A 15,843-nucleotide genomic window follows, 5' to 3' on the forward strand; every position below is an offset into this window, starting at 1 on the left:
GGTGTGCCTCGCTGCGATCGCACACACGATGATCGTGCAACGAGCCGCGCTCGAGCGCGCGCGCATTCAGGCAGCGGCCGATCTCGCCACTCTGCGCACGACCTGCGGGCGCAGTGCAACCGTCGTGGTGCGACGGCAGCATTCAGAGCGAATCCAGCACGTCATACCGGACGCGAGCCCTGCCCTCTCGGCCCTCGCGATGCGCCGAACAGTCACTTCATGGCCGCGAGCAGGGGCCGCAAAGTCTCGGCACGAGTGACGACGAAGTCGTGCGCCAACAGGTCGGCCGCCATTTCGTGCTGACTGTACCCGCTCGGGCAACCGTCGCCCTTGGGGACCACCAAGGCGTGCCGCGGGTCGGGGCTGCAAGAACGTTTGTGAGTGCCGCTGCGCTCCTCGCCAATAGTTCAAGGCGTAACCCTTAGCGCGGTCGTTGATCTGGACTACGTCCGACCATCCTAGCCACAAGAATCCATCCGCCAAACTCGCATGACGGTTCCGCGCGAGACGAGGCCACATAAGGGGGAGCTGTGCGCTGGCGCTGTGCTCGGCCACCACTGGCATCTTGCGCGCCCGGAGGGGGGGGCCAAACATTGGCCGCGTCCCCTCCTCCTGTTTCGTCAGTCTTGCCGCAACTCGTATGCTGCCCGGTGCTGTTCTCCCCCGCACCCCGTTGATCGCAGGCACGCTCCTTCAGGGGCAGTTCCGCGTTGAACGGGTGCTGGGCCAACCCGGAGGTTTCGGTATCACCTACCGGGCGATGGATGAAGACCTGCGCATCCCGGTAGCGCTGAAGGAATACATTCCCATCGACATTGCATACCGCGGTGCCGATGGGTTGGCCGTGCAGACACCGAGCGGGCAAGCGACTGAGATCTACAACGACTATCTCGCGCGCTTTCTAGATGAGGCGCGCACGCTTGCCCAAATCGACCATCCGAGCGTAGTGCGGGTACGCGCCTTCTTTCGAGACCATGGGACGGCGTACCTGGTGATGGATTACTACGAGGGCGAGACCCTCGAGGAGTATGCGGGCCGCCATGGCGGACGAGTGCACTGGGAAGTGGCAACACAGATGGTGCTGGAGCTTCTGGACGGGTTGGAAGCGGTGCATGCGCGGGGAATCCTGCATCGGGATGTAAAGCCACAGAACGTCTATCTCACGACGGCTGGCCGGGTGGTGCTGCTCGATTTTGGAGCCGCTCGCGAGGTAGTTGGTGAGCACAGTCGTTCGATGACGATGATCCTCAGCGGAGGCTACGCGCCCATCGAGCAGTACAGCACGAAGGGCCGCGAACAGGGGCCGTGGACCGACGTGTACGCCTGCGCCGCGACGCTCTACCGCCTCATTACCGGAGTGCGGGTGCCGGATGCCGTAGACCGCATCGGCGAGGCGAGGCTCCTCTCGACGCGAGCGCATGTGCGCGATGTGCCGCCGGATATCGACGCGGCGATTACGTGGGGGCTTGCGGTGCACGCGCGAGATCGCCCTCGGTCTGCGTCGAGCTACGCCGCGATGATTCGAAGTGCCCTCGATGGGACCGCTAGAGCTCCACGGGCCGTGCCAGCAGCACATCCTCCGAAGGCAGTCCCGCCGGCTCGGAGGGCGGTGCATGCGCCGACGGCGTCCGACACGGAGACTAGTAAAGTCCGCGAGTTGCACTCTCTTCCGCTGCGGATGGGAGTGATGGGGGACTTCGCGGGCGGGGCCGATCTGCACGGTCGGTCTCTAAGAGATCGCGCCTTCATGCGGATCGACACGGAGTGCTTCGGCGAAGTCATGGCCAGCATCGGCCCCCGCCTCACGCTGTCTGTCGCGGATCAGCACACGGGAGGCGGCGCGAGGGTCGACGTCGAGCTGCGGTTTCGGAGTATTGCGGACTTCTCCCCTGACGAAATCGTGCGGCAGGTCGACGTGCTGCGCCAACTGTGGGTTGTGGGGGACGATCAGCTCCGCGCTCGACAGCTCGACAGTATTCTCCACCACCCCGAGTTTCAGCGGCTTGAGGCGAGCTGGCGCGGGTTATGGTATCTCGTGTCGCGCTCGGGTGAGGGCGTCCTGATCGACGTACTCAGCGTCACGAAGCGGGAGCTTCGGAGCGACTTGCTCGGCGTCCAGGGTGTCGAGGAGAGCGCGCTGTTCGAGAAGATCTATACGGCGCCGCTGGCCTCGGGAGATATCCCGTTCGCGACACTCGTGGGCGATTACGAGTTCGGGTGCGATTATCGGGACCCCCCCGAAGTGCTCAGTCGCCTTGCGCGCGTGGCGGCCGCGGCGCACGCGCCGTTCATCTCGTCGGCGTCGCCGAAGATGTTCCTGGCCGACCGCTTCACCGACCTTGAACGGTATCCCGATCTGACCAAGATCTTCAACGCTGCGTCGTACGCGCCGTGGAAGGCATTTCGGCGGACCGAGGAGGCTCGGTACGTGGCGCTAACGTGCCCGCGCGTGCTGCTGCGCGAGCCGTACGGACGCGACGCCATGGCGGATGGTCGTCCGTACGACGAGGGCATCGACACCGATGATTTGCGCACTTACTTGTGGGGAAACGCGGCGTACGTGCTCGCCGCGTGTATGTCGCGGGCGTTCACGACACACGGCTGGTGTGCGGAGATCTGCGGCGTCGCGCGCAGCGGGCTGGTGGATGGCCTCGCGGTGCACCATGTAGGCGGCAAGACGGGCGAGCCGGCGATAATCGGCCCCACCGACTGGGACGTCTGGGATGGGCGCGTGCGCGATCTACACGAGCTTGGCTTTGCGCTGCTGCAACAGTATGGGCCGGCGCCGCGGGTGCGCTTCTTCAGCGTGCCGTCCACGCAGCACCCAAAGGTGTACCTTGAGCCCGAGGCGACCGCCTTCGCGCGGACCGCAGCCGACCTGCGGTACGTCTTGGCGGTGTCGCGGTACGCGCATATCATCCGAGTGCTGATGCGCGCTCACGGCAGCAAGCTCACGTCAGCCAGCGAGGTCGAGTCGTTCCTGAATGCGTCGCTCCAAGATCACGTGGCCCCTCCGGCCGAGCACGGGGGGGCAAACGCGAGGCGCCCGCTGGCCGAGGCACGCGTCGAAGTGCTCACGATCCCGGATCAGCCCGGCCGGTATCGCGCAGTGGCGTTTCTCAAGCCGATCTTCCAGCTAGCGCCCACAGCGCTTGCGCATCGCGTCGTCGTCGATCTCCCAGCGGTGGGAACTAGCGTGGCAACGGGGGGCTCCCTTGGCCAGTTGCCGTGATTTGGGACTCACACGACTAAGAAACGTCCGCCTGGCGCAGAGGCCGAGCGCTGGTATGCGGCGAGCTCGTAGCACTCGTCCGGTTGGGCGCTGGCTCGTTACAGACGCTGCGTGCGAAGCGTTTCCGCTCCGCCCTGGCAGCCTACCGAGCGTTCGGCAGCACACTGGTGAGTGAATGTCTGCAGACTGGTATGCCACCGCCTCGGGGCGCACCGTGCTCCTCGAGCAGTTCCGCCTCGAGCGCTTCGCGCTCGGGGTGCTCGAGGGGCGGCCCGACATCATCCGCGCGCGCCAGCTCGCCGAGCTCCCGGCACGAATGCGGAAGGCCTTCCCAGGGAACGCCGGTCAGCTGATCCTCGAGCCGCCACCCGCCGACGAGGTCCCGTACCCGCCCTGGGTGCTTGCGGCTTCGCTCCACTCCTCCGAGCCCGTCGGCGCCGACGCCGACTGCTCGGCGCTAGTGGTGGTGTGGTTCGCCACCGACGTGCCAACGGACTTGCGGGCGATGCTCCGCGAGACGCTCCGGCACGTAGCGTGGGAGGCGCACGCCGCCGATGGGTGGTACTAAACGCTGCGAGCCCGCCAAGTCCCACGCGTGTTGCCGAACGTGGCGTTGCAGCTGACATAGAAGCCAGGGAGTTGCCTCGCCTTTGACTCGGCAAGTTGCCTTGCTACGCAGCTGAACTTGCGGTGTCAGGTGCCACCACACTCGTTCGCGGCGTCGTGCTGTCCGCGGCGTACTTCCCTCTCAGGCATACATGCGGCCCTCGACGCTCCGACGTCTCAGCGGGATCCTGGTTCTGCTCTCGGGCGCCTGTGCCCGTCCGTCGCGGCTCCCGGCGACCATCCCGGCGGCCAGCGGCGAGCCCCGCGTCGCGTACGCGCTTCGCATGCTCGACCTCGCGGAACGGCGCGGCGCGGCCGCCGCGCAACTCGAGCGGCAGTACGGGTCGTGCCCAGCGAAGATGGGCGACTATGACGGCTGACGCGGACGCTGCGGCGCAGGTCGGGGCGCTGGTCCGCGTAGCGGAAGGCGGCGACGCTCGCCGCGCTCACCGTCATGCTTCCCGAGTTGCAGGCCACAGCCGCCACGGGCAGTCGCATGCACGCGCTCCACGCGTACGCGACGATTCGCATGCTGATCGGCGACCTAGATGAGCTAGGCGCGAAGGACTGCGAACTGGCTGGCCGTATCACACATCCGGCCGCGCTGGTGAGCGAGAACTTGTTCCGCTCGGATGCGTCCTACCGCGTGCTCGCAGAACTCGAGTCCACCGGGCACTCGATGGCACAGCCCGCGGCCGAGGAGAGCGAGGCACTGCAAACTCTCGCGGGCGCTCACGCGCTCAAGAATCGCTGACATGCGGTTGATGCCAGACTGGCTACGCGTCGACAGACGCGCCCATTGATGGGGCGGCATTTCGCTCTTGGTGGCGTTCGGGCTCGTCTCGACTACCTGTGGGGCACAGGTGCTAGTGCCTCCCCGTGCCTCGCCGCCGACTGCGCCCATCGGCGCACCCGCGCCGGCGAGCCCCGCGCCGGCTCGTGGTCCAGGTGCGGCGGAGGTGCTCGCGAACCATCTGCAGTGGACCACGACGTCGCCGGCGACGCGTGCGCCGTACGCGGACGGCCAGTGCTCCTACGAGCTGGTGCTGCCGGACTCCATCGGACTGGCGATCACGACGAGCCCCAACACCACGGTCCGCGTTGCGGCGGCGGGCGACTGGTGGCCGCGCGAGCTTGTTGCCGCGCGGGACTCGGTCCTCGTGGTACGCGTCCTTGGAGCGCTCTGTAGCGGACCTGACGCGCTGAACGTGAACGCGCAGGTGGCGCCGGCGCTGGTGGTGTTCCAGCACGCGGACCGGTACGGCATGGTGCCGCTGGAGGTCCCGCAGCCGTTCCACCTGCCGCTGCCGGGGCGGGTGCCCGTGGACGGTGGGACGTGGCAGACGCGAGGTGGCCTGTTCCAGGCGCGCCCCGGCGCGACGGCACAGCTGGCGAGTGCCGACACCACCGTCGAGCGCGTACCCGGGGTTCGCGTGCAGTGGGGAAATCCCACCGTAGCGACGGCGCCGGCTGCCGTCCCGCCACAGCCAGCGGGGCGACTGGCCAGGGCCGCCCAAGGACCTCACCGCGTGGGTGGAGGAGATGGCGCGCCGGTGACGGTCACTGCCCTGGCCAGGACGCCCTGATCCGCGCACCGCGGTCGCCGAACGCGCGACGGCCCGCTCTCCACGTGGAGAGCGGGCCGTCGCGCTTCTTCAGAGGCACCGGTCGGAATCGAACCGACGAATAGCAGATTTGCAGTCTGCTGCCTTACCACTTGGCCACGGTGCCGCACGCCCGGTCGGCCGACCCCCTCGGGGCCGCCAGCCGTTCACGGCGGGCATGCAAGATCGCCCGCCCCGCCCCCGCCACACAACCCCCACCGCGCGCACGCGGGTGGCACCGCCCGTGCCTCCCGCACCGGCGATGACCGACCCCGCCCCGCCCGCCGAGCGACGCACGCCGCCCCCGCTGCCGACCGGGCCACTCCGGCCGGTGCTCGTCGGGGCCATGCGGCTCGCCCGCGCGCGCTTCCACGACCTCCGCGCCGCCATCGGGCTCGTCGTCCTCGCCGGCGCCGCCCTGGCCGCGCTCCTCGGCGTCACCTTCGCCTGGGTCGCGCACCGCGTCCGCGCCGGCAGCACGCAGGCGTTCGACGAGGGTGTGCTGCGCTGGGTCGCCGCGCACCGCATCCCGTGGCTCGAGTCCACGCTGCTCGAGCTGACCTTCCTCGGCACCGGCACCGTCGTCGTCACCATCGCCGGCGTCGCGGCGCTCTTCCTCACGCTTACCCGCCAGCGCACCGCCGCCGCGCTGCTCCTCTGGTCCACGCTCGGCGCCATCCTGCTCAACAACGTGCTGAAGGCCGCGTTCGTCCGCCCGCGCCCCGAGCTGTTCACCTGGGGCACGCACGTGCGCACGACGTCGTTCCCGTCGGGCCACGCGATGAGCGCCGCGGCCATCTACGGCACCGTCGCCTTCCTCGCCGCGCGGCTCGCGCCGCAGCGCCGCACGCGGATCGCGATCTACGCCGTCGCGGCCGTCCTCATCGTCCTCGTCGCGGCCAGCCGCGTCTACCTCGGCGTCCACTACCCCACCGACGTCGCCGCGGGCCTGCTGGTCGGCTTCGCGTGGGCGGCGTTCTGCACCGCGGCGCTCGAGGCGGGGCAGTTCCTGGGCGGACGCCGCCGCCGCACCGGCGACGATGGCGGCGAGACCGGCGAACGTCAGCCCGCGGCCAGCACCCGGTCGAACACGCGCTCGAAGTAGGACGCCTCGTCCACCGCGGGCGTCCAGGGCTCGGGGCCTTCCAGGAACGTGGGGTCGGCCTGCCACCGCGCCACCGCGCGCGCGCACGCCGCCTCGTTCTCCACGAACAGGCGCGTCAGCGCGTCCGCGCGGTCGCGCACCAGCGAGTCGCCCGCGCGCGAGTCCTCGTCGGTGCGCGCGGTGATCTCGTCCACCAGCTCGCGCACGGCGGTCACGCTGCCCTGCGTCAGCAGCAGCATCGCCAGCGTCGCGCGCGGCGACAGCTCGCCGTCCAGGCAGCGCAGTAGCGTGCGCCGCGCCGACTCCGGCCCGACGTCGCGCGTCAGCCGCGCCACCAGCTCCGCCTCTAGCCCCTCGCGGCCCGGTTGGTCGCGGCGGAGCGGACGCGTGGTCGCGTGCCCGGGATCGGGGAACGGCGTCGTCATCCGACCGTCCGCTCGCGACCGCGCACGCCGCGCCGCGCCGTCCCACCATGCTGTCGCATCGCCGGCTCCTCGCCCCCTGGGGATGTCCACCCGTACCGATTCCGCGATGCGCGAGCAGGCCGCGTGCCGTGCCGAGCGCGGGATGCGCGCGAGGCCCGGTCGGCAGCTGCCGACCGGGCCTCGCGTCTCCGCGTCACGCCGGGCTCAGAAGCCCTGCAGCGCGTCGTCCGAGTCGTCGTCGTCGAACGGGATCAGGCGCGCCGGGTCGGCGCTCAGCCGGCCGGTGGGCAGCTGCACCTGCGGGGCCTGCGGCGCCGCCGCGGCCGGGCGGGCCGGCGGGACGGGGGCGCTGCCGCGCACGGGCGTCGGACGGGCCGGCGCCGCCGCGCGGCGCGGCGGGGTCGCGGCCTGACGCGCGGCCGGGCGCGCCGGACGGGCCGGACGCGACGCCGGCGGCTCCGCGCTCGGCGCGGCCGGCGCGGCGGCCGGCGCCACGCGGCGCACGGTCGTCTCGGAGAGCTGGAACGTGCCCACCAGCTCGCGCATCGCCTCGGACTGGCTCGACATCTCGATCGCCGCGCTCGACGACTGCTCGGCGCTCGCCGCGACCTGCTGCGTCACCGTGTTCATCGCCTCCAGGCCGCCGTTGATCTGGCCCACGCCCTGGTCCTGCTGCTCGCTCGCCGCCGCGATCTCCGCCATCACCTCGCTCACCTTCGCGACGTCGGCGTTGATGCGCTGCAGGTGGTGGAGCACCTCGGCGTTGAGCGACACGCCCTCGTCCGCGTTGCGCACGCTCTCCTCGATCAGCGCGCCGGTGTTGCGCGCCGCTTCCGCGCTGCGGAGCGCGAGCGCGCGGACCTCTTCCGCCACGACTGCGAAGCCGCGCCCCGCGTCGCCCGCGCGCGCCGCTTCGACGGCGGCGTTGAGCGCGAGCAGGTTCGTCTGGAACGCGATCTCGTCGATCGTCTTCACGATCTTCGCCGTCGAGTCGCTCGACTGCTTGATGCGCGTCACCGCGCCGCTGAGCTTCTCCATGCTCGACACGCCGGCCGCCGCGCCGCTGCGCGCGTTCTCCGCCATGCCGCGCGCCTGCTGCGCGTTCGACGCGTTCTGCTTCGCCGTCGACGCCAGCTCGTGCAGGCTCGCCGACACCTCCTCCAGCGACCCGGCCTGCTGCGACGAGCCCTGCGCGAGCGCCGCGCTGCCCGACGCGATCTCGCCGCTGGCGCCCGCCACCTGCTCGGCCGACGCGGCCACCTGCGACAGCGCGGCGTCGAGGTTCGCGACCGTGCGGTTCAGGCGGCCCTTCAGCGCCTCGAACTCACCCGAGTACGTGCCCGTCATCCGCGCGCGCATGTCGCGCTCGGCCACGCGCTCCAGCACCGCGTTCACCTCGGCCACCGGCGCCGCGACCGCGGCCAGCGTGCCGTTCATCCCCTCGACCAGCTCGCGGTACGCGCCGGCGAACTTCTCCGCGTCGCCGCGCGCCGACAGCTCGCCGCGCTGCGCCGCCGCCACCACCGCGCCGCCCTCCGTGATGAGCGCCTGCAGCGACGTCTGCACCTGCGCGAACGAGTGCGACAGCACGTCCGCGTCGCTGCGCGGCGTGATCGGCACGCTCACGTCGCCGGCCGCCACGCGCTGCGCCGCGCCCGCCAGCTCCACCTGCGCCGCCACGATCTCGCGGAACGACGCGGCCAGCATCCCGACCTCGTCCTTCGTGTCGATCTTCACCTGCTGGTCCGTGTCGCCGAGGGCCAGCAGGCGCATCTTCGCGGTGATCTCGCGCATCGGGCGCGAGATGTCGCGCGACAACCCGAACGCGACGAAGACGCCGAACAGGATGCAGAACGCGACCGCGCCGACGACGCTGCGCTGCGTGACGGTGAACGTCGCCGCGCCGAACGCGACCTGCTTCTTCGAGCCCTCCTCCGCCGCGTCCACGATGCGGCCGAGCGCCGCCGTCGCCGCGTCGAACTGCGACTGCGAGTCGCCGCTCAGCAGCTCCAGCGCCGACGTGTCGGCGTTCGCCTTCGCGAACTCGACGACCTTCGCGCTCGTCTCGCGGTACGCCGCCCAGCTGGTCTTGAAGTCCGCGAACGCCGCCGAGTCGTCCTTCGACGTCAGCGTCGGCCCCAGCTTCTTCAGCTCCGTGTCGATCGTCTCCTGGTACACGCCCATCTCGGCCGTGTAGCCGTCGATGTCGACCGACTCGTGCGAGGCCACCGTCAGCGCCTCGGCGCCGCGGTAGTCGGCCGACGCCTTGCTCACCGCGAGCGAGTAGCGCACGCTCGGCAGCCAGTGCTTGCCGAGATCGACGGCGACGTCGTTGACGCGCGAGGTGCCGCGCAGCGCGAGAACGCCCAGCGCGCCCGTGAGGGCGATCAGGACGGCGAACGACGCGGCGAGCTTCCTCGCCAGGGGCAGGTTGCGGAACCAGCGCATGGGACCGGACGTGAGCAGGGACGGACGACTCGTCGTGCCGGCGGCGGCACGGGCGGGATCTGGCGGGCGATGACCAGCCCACGGGCCAGTATCGACGGCCCGCCCGCGCAGCTTGACGATCCCGTCACGGATCGCCGGCCACACGGTTCGGGCACCAGGGTCGAGTGTCGGCACGACCGTCGCGCGACTCCAACATGACATTCGACTCACAAACGCCCGTCACCGAACGACTTCCGGCATCCGTCCTGCACCCCGGCCGCGCGTGCCCCGCGCCGCGCGCTCCGCCGCCCCCACCGACGACGACCTGCCCCCGCCCGCCCGGCGCCCGTTCGACGTGAACGTGGCGCTGCGGCGCATCGCGCGCGCGGTGCAGCCGTACGCGCCCGCGGCGATGTTCGCGCTGAAGGAGGGCGACGACGCGCACCCGCCCTACGCGACGCTCTTCCAGCAGCTCGTCGCGTGCATCCTCTCGATCCGCACGTACGACGAGGTGAGCCTGCCGCTCGCCCGCCGGCTGTTCGCGCGCGCCGACTCACCGGCGGCGATCGCGGCGCTCTCCATCAAGGAGCTCGACGCGCTGATCGCCGAGTCGACCTTCCACGAGGCGAAGGCGCGGCAGATCCACGCGCTGGCCGCGCGCACGGCCACGGAGTTCGGCGGCACGCTGCCGCCCGACGCCGAGATCCTCACGAGCTTCGCCGGCGTGGGCCCCAAGTGCGCGCACCTCGCCCTCGGCGTCGCGGCGGGCGTCCCGCTCATCAGCGTGGACATCCACGTGCACCGCGTCACCAACCGCTGGGGCTACGTCGCCGCGTCGACGCCCGAGCGCACGCTCGCGGCGCTGGAGGAGGTGCTGCCGAAGCGCCACTGGATCGGGATCAACCGCCTGCTCGTGCCGTTCGGGAAGCACGTGTGCACGGGCGTGCGGCCGAAGTGCTCGACATGCCCGGTGCTGGACATGTGCGCGCGGGTGGGAGTCACGTCGCACCGTTGACCGGAACGGCGGAGGACGGAACGGCGAAAGACGATGGAGCGGAGGACGGAACGGCGTGAAACGGAAAGGCGGACCCTCATGGCTTGAAGCTGCAAGCCGAGAGGTCCGCCCTATCGTTTCACGCCCTTCCGTCCTCCGCCGTTCCGTTCTCCGCCTTATCGGCGCTCGCTGTACTCGACGCAGGCCCTGACGAAGGCCTCGAAGAGTGGCTTCGAGGAGGGATCGTCCGCATCGAACACCTCCGGGTGCCACTGCACGCCCACCACGAAGCCCTCACCCGTTCCCTCGACGGCTTCGACGACGCCGTCCGGCGCGACCGCGGTGATCGCCAGCCCCTCACCGAGGGTCTTCACCGACTGGTGGTGCATGCTGTTCACCTGCACCGACGAGCGCTCCAGCGCCGCCTCCAGGCGCGAGCCCGGCGTCACCGCCACCGGGTGGGCCAGGTGCGTGCGCGTGAAGCCGCGGGTCGGGTAGCAGTCGTGCTGCAGGTGCGTCCCGAGCTGCGCGGGGATGTCCTGGTAGAGCGATCCGCCGCAGGCGACGTTGATGACCTGCGCGCCGCGGCAGAGCCCCAGCACCGGCATCCCGTCGGCGATCGCCCAGCGGGCCAGCTGCAGCTCCACCGCGTCGCGCGCGGCGTCCAGCCGGCCCACCTCGGGGCGCATCGGCTCGCCGTAGTTCACCGGGTCCATGTCCACGCCGCCCGGGATCAGCAGCCCGTCCAGGTGCTCGTAGAGCGCGCGCACGGTCGCCAGGTCGTCCGCGAACAGCGGGATCATGAGCGGCACGCCGCCCACCATCGTCACCGCCCGGAAGTAGCGCTGGTTCATCACCCAGCTCTCCGGCAGCCCGTCGGGGATCCCCTCGATCGCGTGGAGGGTCTGCGTGGTGACGCCGATGACGGGGCGCCGGAGGGCCGGCGACGCCGCCCCATGGGCGGTCCCGAGAGCGGGGGCGTCGAACATCGCGGGGAGCGTGGGAGCGTGCGTCATGACCTGCGACACGGGTACCGCCATATAAGGAGCGGGCCGGCACCGGGTGCCGGCCGCGAGACTACGAGCTGCGAGGCGGGACTGCTGAGGATGGGACAGGGCACGGTCCGCGCCGTCGGGGCGCGACGGCGCCGACGACTCGTATCCTACCCCGTCGGCCCCGCCACTTCCCGTGACACTTTCGTGGAGCGGGACGGAGCGTGACCTCAGGGCTGCGGCCGGGCCTCCGGCGCCGGCCGGGCGGCGGGCGCGACGGGCCCACCGATCCCGCCGTTCCCGTCGGGACGCTCCGGCCGCTCGGCGCGCGAGGCGGCGGCCGCCACCGTCGCCGTCTCCACCGCCACCGGGACCGCGCGCCCGTGGACGCCGTCCTGTCCGGTCCCCGCTCGCCGCCCGGCCGCCGTGGCGTCCGTTGCGGCGGAGTCCGTCTCGGCGGGACGATCCAGGACCTCGTCCGTCACGCCCTCGGCCGTCTCGGCGATCAGCTGGTCGACCACCGCCTCCAGGCTCCCCGTCCGCTCGAAGGTCCGCAGCTGCCGGTCGGCGCTCGAGCCCTCCTCCAGGATGCGGTAGACGTACTCGACCTCCTTCCGCGTCCCCAGCTCGTCCACGACGTCGCCGAGGAACCACTCGACCAGCTCGCGGATGAGGACCGGCGCCGGCTGCTCCACCCCGCGGCCGAAGTCGATCAGCTTCCCGGAGAGCCCGAAGCGCATCGCGCGCCACTTGTTCTCCTCGATCAGCCGCGACGAGTAGTCGCGCCACGCGAGGTTGTCGCGGCGCAGCTTCCACAGCTTGTACGCCAGCGCCTGCACGATGGCGGCGATGCACACCGCCTCGTCCACGCGCGTGCACGCGTCGCAGATGCGGAACTCGATCGTCGGGTACTTGTAGTGCGGCCGGACGTCCCACCAGATCTTCGAGCCGTTCGGGATGCAGCCGGTCTCGGTGAGCGTCTGCACGTACTGATCGAACTCGCTCCACCCCGAGAGCCGCGTCGGGATGCCGGTGCGCGGGAAGCCGCGGAACACCGACGAGCGGTACGACTTGAGCCCCGTGTTGCGCCCGATCCAGAACGGGGAGCTGGTGGAGAGGCAGAGCAGGTGCGGGAGGAAGTAGCGGACGCAGTTGACCAGGTCGATGGCCAGCTCGCGGTCCTCGATCCCCACGTGGATGTGCATCCCGAAGATCAGCAGGCGGTGGGCGAGGTCGCCCATGTCCTGCTTCACGCCCACGTAGCGCTCCAGCGGCGTGATCTCCTGCTCCCACCAGTGCGTGAACGGGTGGCTGCCGGCGCTGGCGATCGCGAGGCCGTCCTTGGCCAGCAGCCGGTTCATCGTCCCGCGCAGGCGCAGCAGCTCGCGGCGCACCTCGGCCGGCGTGCGGCAGACGGGCGTCGCGACCTCCACCATCGACTGGTGCAGCTCGGGCTTGAGCTCCAGCTCGTCGAAGGCCTGGTCCTCCAGCATGCGCCCGATGTGGCTCCGCAGCGCGCGCGACTGCGTGTCCACGATCTGGTATTCCTCTTCGACGCCGAGCGTGAACGACGGCTGCTGCATGCGAGCTCCTGGAGCCCTCTCGGTCCGCGTGTCGCGGGATGTGGCGGGCCCCGGTGGCCCGGCCGGTCTCGGTGCGGTGCTGCGCGCTGGACGTCCGCGGCGCCCCAGGAACGGATGGCGCACGGCCCGTGCCGGGGGCGGCCTAGCGGGGCTCCACGACGAACGCGGGGACCTGCGAGCCGCCACCCGCGGTCACGTTCAGCAGCGCGGCCGTCGAGAGCCGCGTCAGCATCCCGTCCACCGCGGTGCCGTAGGTGACGAACGGCGCGGTGTCGATCATCCGGTCGAGCACCTGCACGCCCCCGTCGGCCCACCCGGGGTACGGCTCGCTCGGGATCGCCACCCGTTCCTGCACAACGTATGGCTCGCGGAGGGCCCGCGCCACGGCGGCCTCCCACGCCTGCTGGTCCACCGTCCACCCCAGCACGATCCCCGCCCCGCCGTAGTCGTCGTTCGGCTTCAGCACGAACCGGTCGCGGTGCTTCACGACCCACGGCACCAGGTCCACGCGCCCGCCCGCGCTCACCGTCTGCCGCTCCTCCACCACCCGCGTCCACGGCACGCACGCCGCGATCGTCGCGCGCGTCTCGGCGTCGAACAGGTGCGCGTTGCGCTCGTCGGTCAGCACGGCGAGGCTCGCCTTCTTGTGCAGCACCTTGCTCGCCGGCGGGTTCACGAGGCACACCGCGCGGTCGCGCCACGCGCGCAGCACCGGCGTGTCGAGCCCCAGCCGCTCCACCAGCTCGTGCAGCAGCACGCGCTTGTACACCAGGTCGATCGGCGCGCCGTCGAGCGTCAGCCGCCCGCCCGCCGCGTACTCGCACCGCGCCGGGTCGCCGATCACGCACTCCAGCCCCTGCGCCCGGAAGTGCTCCTGGAACATCACGAACTCGCGCCGCGTGGGCACGTCGTCCCAGTCGAGGATCGCGATGCGCGGCGCGGAACGCCCGCCCGAGAACTGCTGCCACGCGTCCAGCAGCGCCGCCGTCACGCCGTGCCGCGACGGCATCGGCGCCACCCGCCACGCGCGCGCGAACGCGCGCATCGCCGGCAGCTCCAGGAACACCTCGGTCAGCGCGTCGTTGTACGCGGCGCCCGCGGGCGTCTCGGCGTTGTACTCGGTGAGCGCCATCGAGCCGCCGTCGCCCGCCGGGTCCACGATGAACGCGTCCACGCGCGACGTGGGGCTCGGCGCGTCGAACCCGGCGGCGTGGCCCAGGAGCGACTCCTCCCACTCCAGCATGCGGAACTGCGCGCGCATCGCGGGATCGGCCATCGCCGCCTGGTGCGCGACGCGGAACGCGCGCATCAGCCCCTCGGTGCGCCGCGCCAGCGCGCGGTGCTGCACCACCGAGAGGAAGCGCGGGCGCAGCACGGTGCACAGCGCCCGGTCCCCGAACACCAGCCCGCGCCGCGCCAGCTGCGCCTCCAGCGCCTCGTGCGTGTCGGCCGCCATCCGCTCGCCGGCGCTGCCGGCGAGCAGGGCGTGATACGCCTCGATGGGCGCCTGCGGGGTGACGTCCTCGCGGCGGCTCACCGGCCGCCCCGCCCCACGACGCCGCCGAACAGCGTCCCCCAGCTCGGCTCGCGCGTCGCGCGGCCGCCGTCGCGCGCCTCGGTCGCCAGCCGCACCGCCATGTCGGCCATCGTCTCGACCGCCCACTCGAAGTACGTCGGCGTCAGCGAGTTGACGTCCATGTCGGGCGCGGGGTTCATGAAGTCGATCGCGTACGGCACGCCGCCGCGGATCGCGAACTCCATCGAGTTCATGTCGTAGCCCAGCGCGCGGCACAGCTTGCGCGCGTCGCCCACGATGCGCGTCCCCAGCTCCGCCGTCAGGTGCGCGTGGTCCACCACGTACTTCCGGTTCTTCGGGTCGTACTTCATCGGCAGCACCTCCTCGCGCCCGATCACCAGGCAGCGCACGAAGTGCTCGAACTCGATGAACTCCTGCACGATCATCGTCAGGAGCCCGGAGTGGTTGTAGTGGTGGATGAGCTCCTGCAGCGAGTGGCAGATGTAGACCTCCTTCCACCCGCCGCCGTGCGCGTCCTTCAGCACGCACGGCATCCCGACGTAGTCGGCGATCCCCTGCCAGTCGAGCGGGTACTCCATGTTGCGCAGGCTCTCGCTCGGCACGATGCCGGGGACGTACTCGCGGTTCGGCAGCACGACCGTCTTCGGGCTCGCGACGCCGAGGGCGTGCGCCAGCGACGCGCCGAAGAACTTGTCGTCGGCCGTCCACATGAACGGGTTGTTGACGACCGTCGTGCCGGTGAGCGCGGCCTGCTTCAGGTAGCTGCGGTAGACCGGCACCTCATGCGAGATGCGGTCGATGCACAGGTCGTACGGGCTCGGCTCCTCGAACTTGGGCGCGCCGATCTTCGCCAGCTCCGCCGTCACGCCCGCGTCGCGCCGCTCGACCGCCTGCAGGAACGCCGGCGGGAACGACCACTCGCGCCCGACGAACAGCCCCACGCGCGCGGTGCGCGTGTTGCGCGACACCGCCGGCGCGTCGGTCGTCAGGGTGCTCTCGCCGTACGTCTCCTCGGCGACGGTGCGCGTCGTCGGCACCACGCCCGCGAGCGGATCGCCGTGCGGCGGCGTGATCGCGTCGTGCGCGGCGTGCGCCATGGGCGCCACCTGTGCGGGCTCCAGCCCCGCGCTGTCGCGCGTGTCGTGGCTCGGCGCGGCGATCGGCGCCGGCGGCATGTCGGTCGTCAGCGCCACCACCGCCTCGGCCGCCGACGCGTCCACCGACGCGCGCGACTCCGCGGCGGTCTTGCGCGGCGTCTTGCGGCGGTCGCGCGCCGCGGGCGTCGCGGGAGCGGTCGCGTCGCCCGTCTTCTTGGCGCCCTTCTTCTTGTCGCTCATG

Annotated in this window: 11 protein-coding genes, 1 tRNA gene and 1 pseudogene; 6 read left to right on the top strand and 7 right to left on the bottom strand. The window is 71.4% G+C overall.

From position 1 onward, the window contains the following. Nucleotides 1–673: 673 nt before the first annotated feature. The 4 genes from tssC (at nt 674) to rosag_RS10145 (ending at nt 5,424) form a co-directional block, all read left to right on the top strand. Nucleotides 674–3,232: a type VI secretion system contractile sheath large subunit gene (tssC, locus tag rosag_RS10130; protein WP_284349991.1), complete on the top strand. Its 2,559-nt coding sequence runs from the start codon at nt 674–676 to the stop codon at nt 3,230–3,232. 175 nt (nt 3,233–3,407) lie between these two features. Then, complete coding sequence (locus rosag_RS10135) at nt 3,408–3,800, top strand: hypothetical protein (protein WP_284349992.1); 393 nt, start codon at nt 3,408–3,410, stop codon at nt 3,798–3,800. 492 nt (nt 3,801–4,292) lie between these two features. Beyond that, on the top strand, nt 4,293–4,592 hold the full coding sequence (locus tag rosag_RS10140) for a hypothetical protein (protein WP_284349994.1): 300 nt from the start codon (nt 4,293–4,295) through the stop codon (nt 4,590–4,592). A gap of 205 nt (nt 4,593–4,797) precedes the next feature. Beyond that, a complete protein-coding gene (locus rosag_RS10145; RefSeq protein ID WP_284349995.1) occupies nt 4,798–5,424 on the top strand; it encodes a hypothetical protein in 627 nt (208 codons plus the stop codon). 73 nt (nt 5,425–5,497) lie between these two features. Here the strand turns inward: rosag_RS10145 and rosag_RS10150 are convergent. After that, nucleotides 5,498–5,569, bottom strand: a tRNA-Cys gene (locus tag rosag_RS10150). 135 nt (nt 5,570–5,704) lie between these two features. On the opposite strand from rosag_RS10150, the gene rosag_RS10155 reads away from it, so the two are divergent. Further along, nucleotides 5,705–6,547: a phosphatase PAP2 family protein gene (locus rosag_RS10155; RefSeq protein WP_284349996.1), complete on the top strand. Its 843-nt coding sequence runs from the start codon at nt 5,705–5,707 to the stop codon at nt 6,545–6,547. On the opposite strand, the gene rosag_RS10160 is transcribed toward rosag_RS10155, so the two are convergent. Together rosag_RS10160 and rosag_RS10165 are read right to left on the bottom strand one after the other, a co-directional pair. Next, nucleotides 6,505–6,972: a hypothetical protein gene (locus rosag_RS10160; RefSeq protein ID WP_284349997.1), complete on the bottom strand. Its 468-nt coding sequence runs from the start codon at nt 6,970–6,972 to the stop codon at nt 6,505–6,507. The genes rosag_RS10155 and rosag_RS10160 overlap by 43 nt on opposite strands. 204 nt (nt 6,973–7,176) lie before the next feature. Continuing rightward, nucleotides 7,177–9,420, bottom strand: a complete 2,244-nt coding sequence (locus tag rosag_RS10165) for a HAMP domain-containing methyl-accepting chemotaxis protein (RefSeq protein ID WP_284349998.1) — start codon at nt 9,418–9,420, stop codon at nt 7,177–7,179. Nucleotides 9,421–9,682: 262 nt separating this feature from the next. Between rosag_RS10165 and rosag_RS10170 the strand changes: the two genes are divergently transcribed. Beyond that, entirely contained in the window at nt 9,683–10,414 is a 732-nt protein-coding gene (locus tag rosag_RS10170; protein WP_284349999.1) for an endonuclease III domain-containing protein, read from the top strand. 155 nt (nt 10,415–10,569) lie between these two features. Here the strand turns inward: rosag_RS10170 and rosag_RS10175 are convergent, their stop codons facing one another. The 4 genes and pseudogenes from rosag_RS10175 to rosag_RS10190 form a co-directional block, all read right to left on the bottom strand. Then, on the bottom strand, nt 10,570–11,409 hold the full coding sequence (locus rosag_RS10175; protein WP_284350000.1) for a gamma-glutamyl-gamma-aminobutyrate hydrolase family protein: 840 nt from the start codon (nt 11,407–11,409) through the stop codon (nt 10,570–10,572). A 416-nt stretch (nt 11,410–11,825) separates the two neighbouring features. Then, a pseudogene (locus rosag_RS10180) lies at nt 11,826–12,968 on the bottom strand (carboxylate-amine ligase); the annotation flags it as partial. Nucleotides 12,969–13,110: 142 nt separating this feature from the next. Continuing rightward, nucleotides 13,111–14,505 (bottom strand): ATP-grasp domain-containing protein, encoded by a 1,395-nt coding sequence (locus rosag_RS10185; protein ID WP_284350002.1) that lies wholly within the window; start codon nt 14,503–14,505, stop codon nt 13,111–13,113. Beyond that, entirely contained in the window at nt 14,502–15,842 is a 1,341-nt protein-coding gene (locus tag rosag_RS10190; protein WP_284350003.1) for an ATP-grasp domain-containing protein, read from the bottom strand. Before rosag_RS10190 ends, rosag_RS10185 begins: the two co-directional genes overlap by 4 nt. Nucleotide 15,843 lies beyond the last annotated feature (1 nt).

This window comes from Roseisolibacter agri (genome assembly GCF_030159095.1).
In the GTDB taxonomy this organism is placed as follows: Bacteria; Gemmatimonadota; Gemmatimonadetes; order Gemmatimonadales; family Gemmatimonadaceae; genus Roseisolibacter; species Roseisolibacter agri.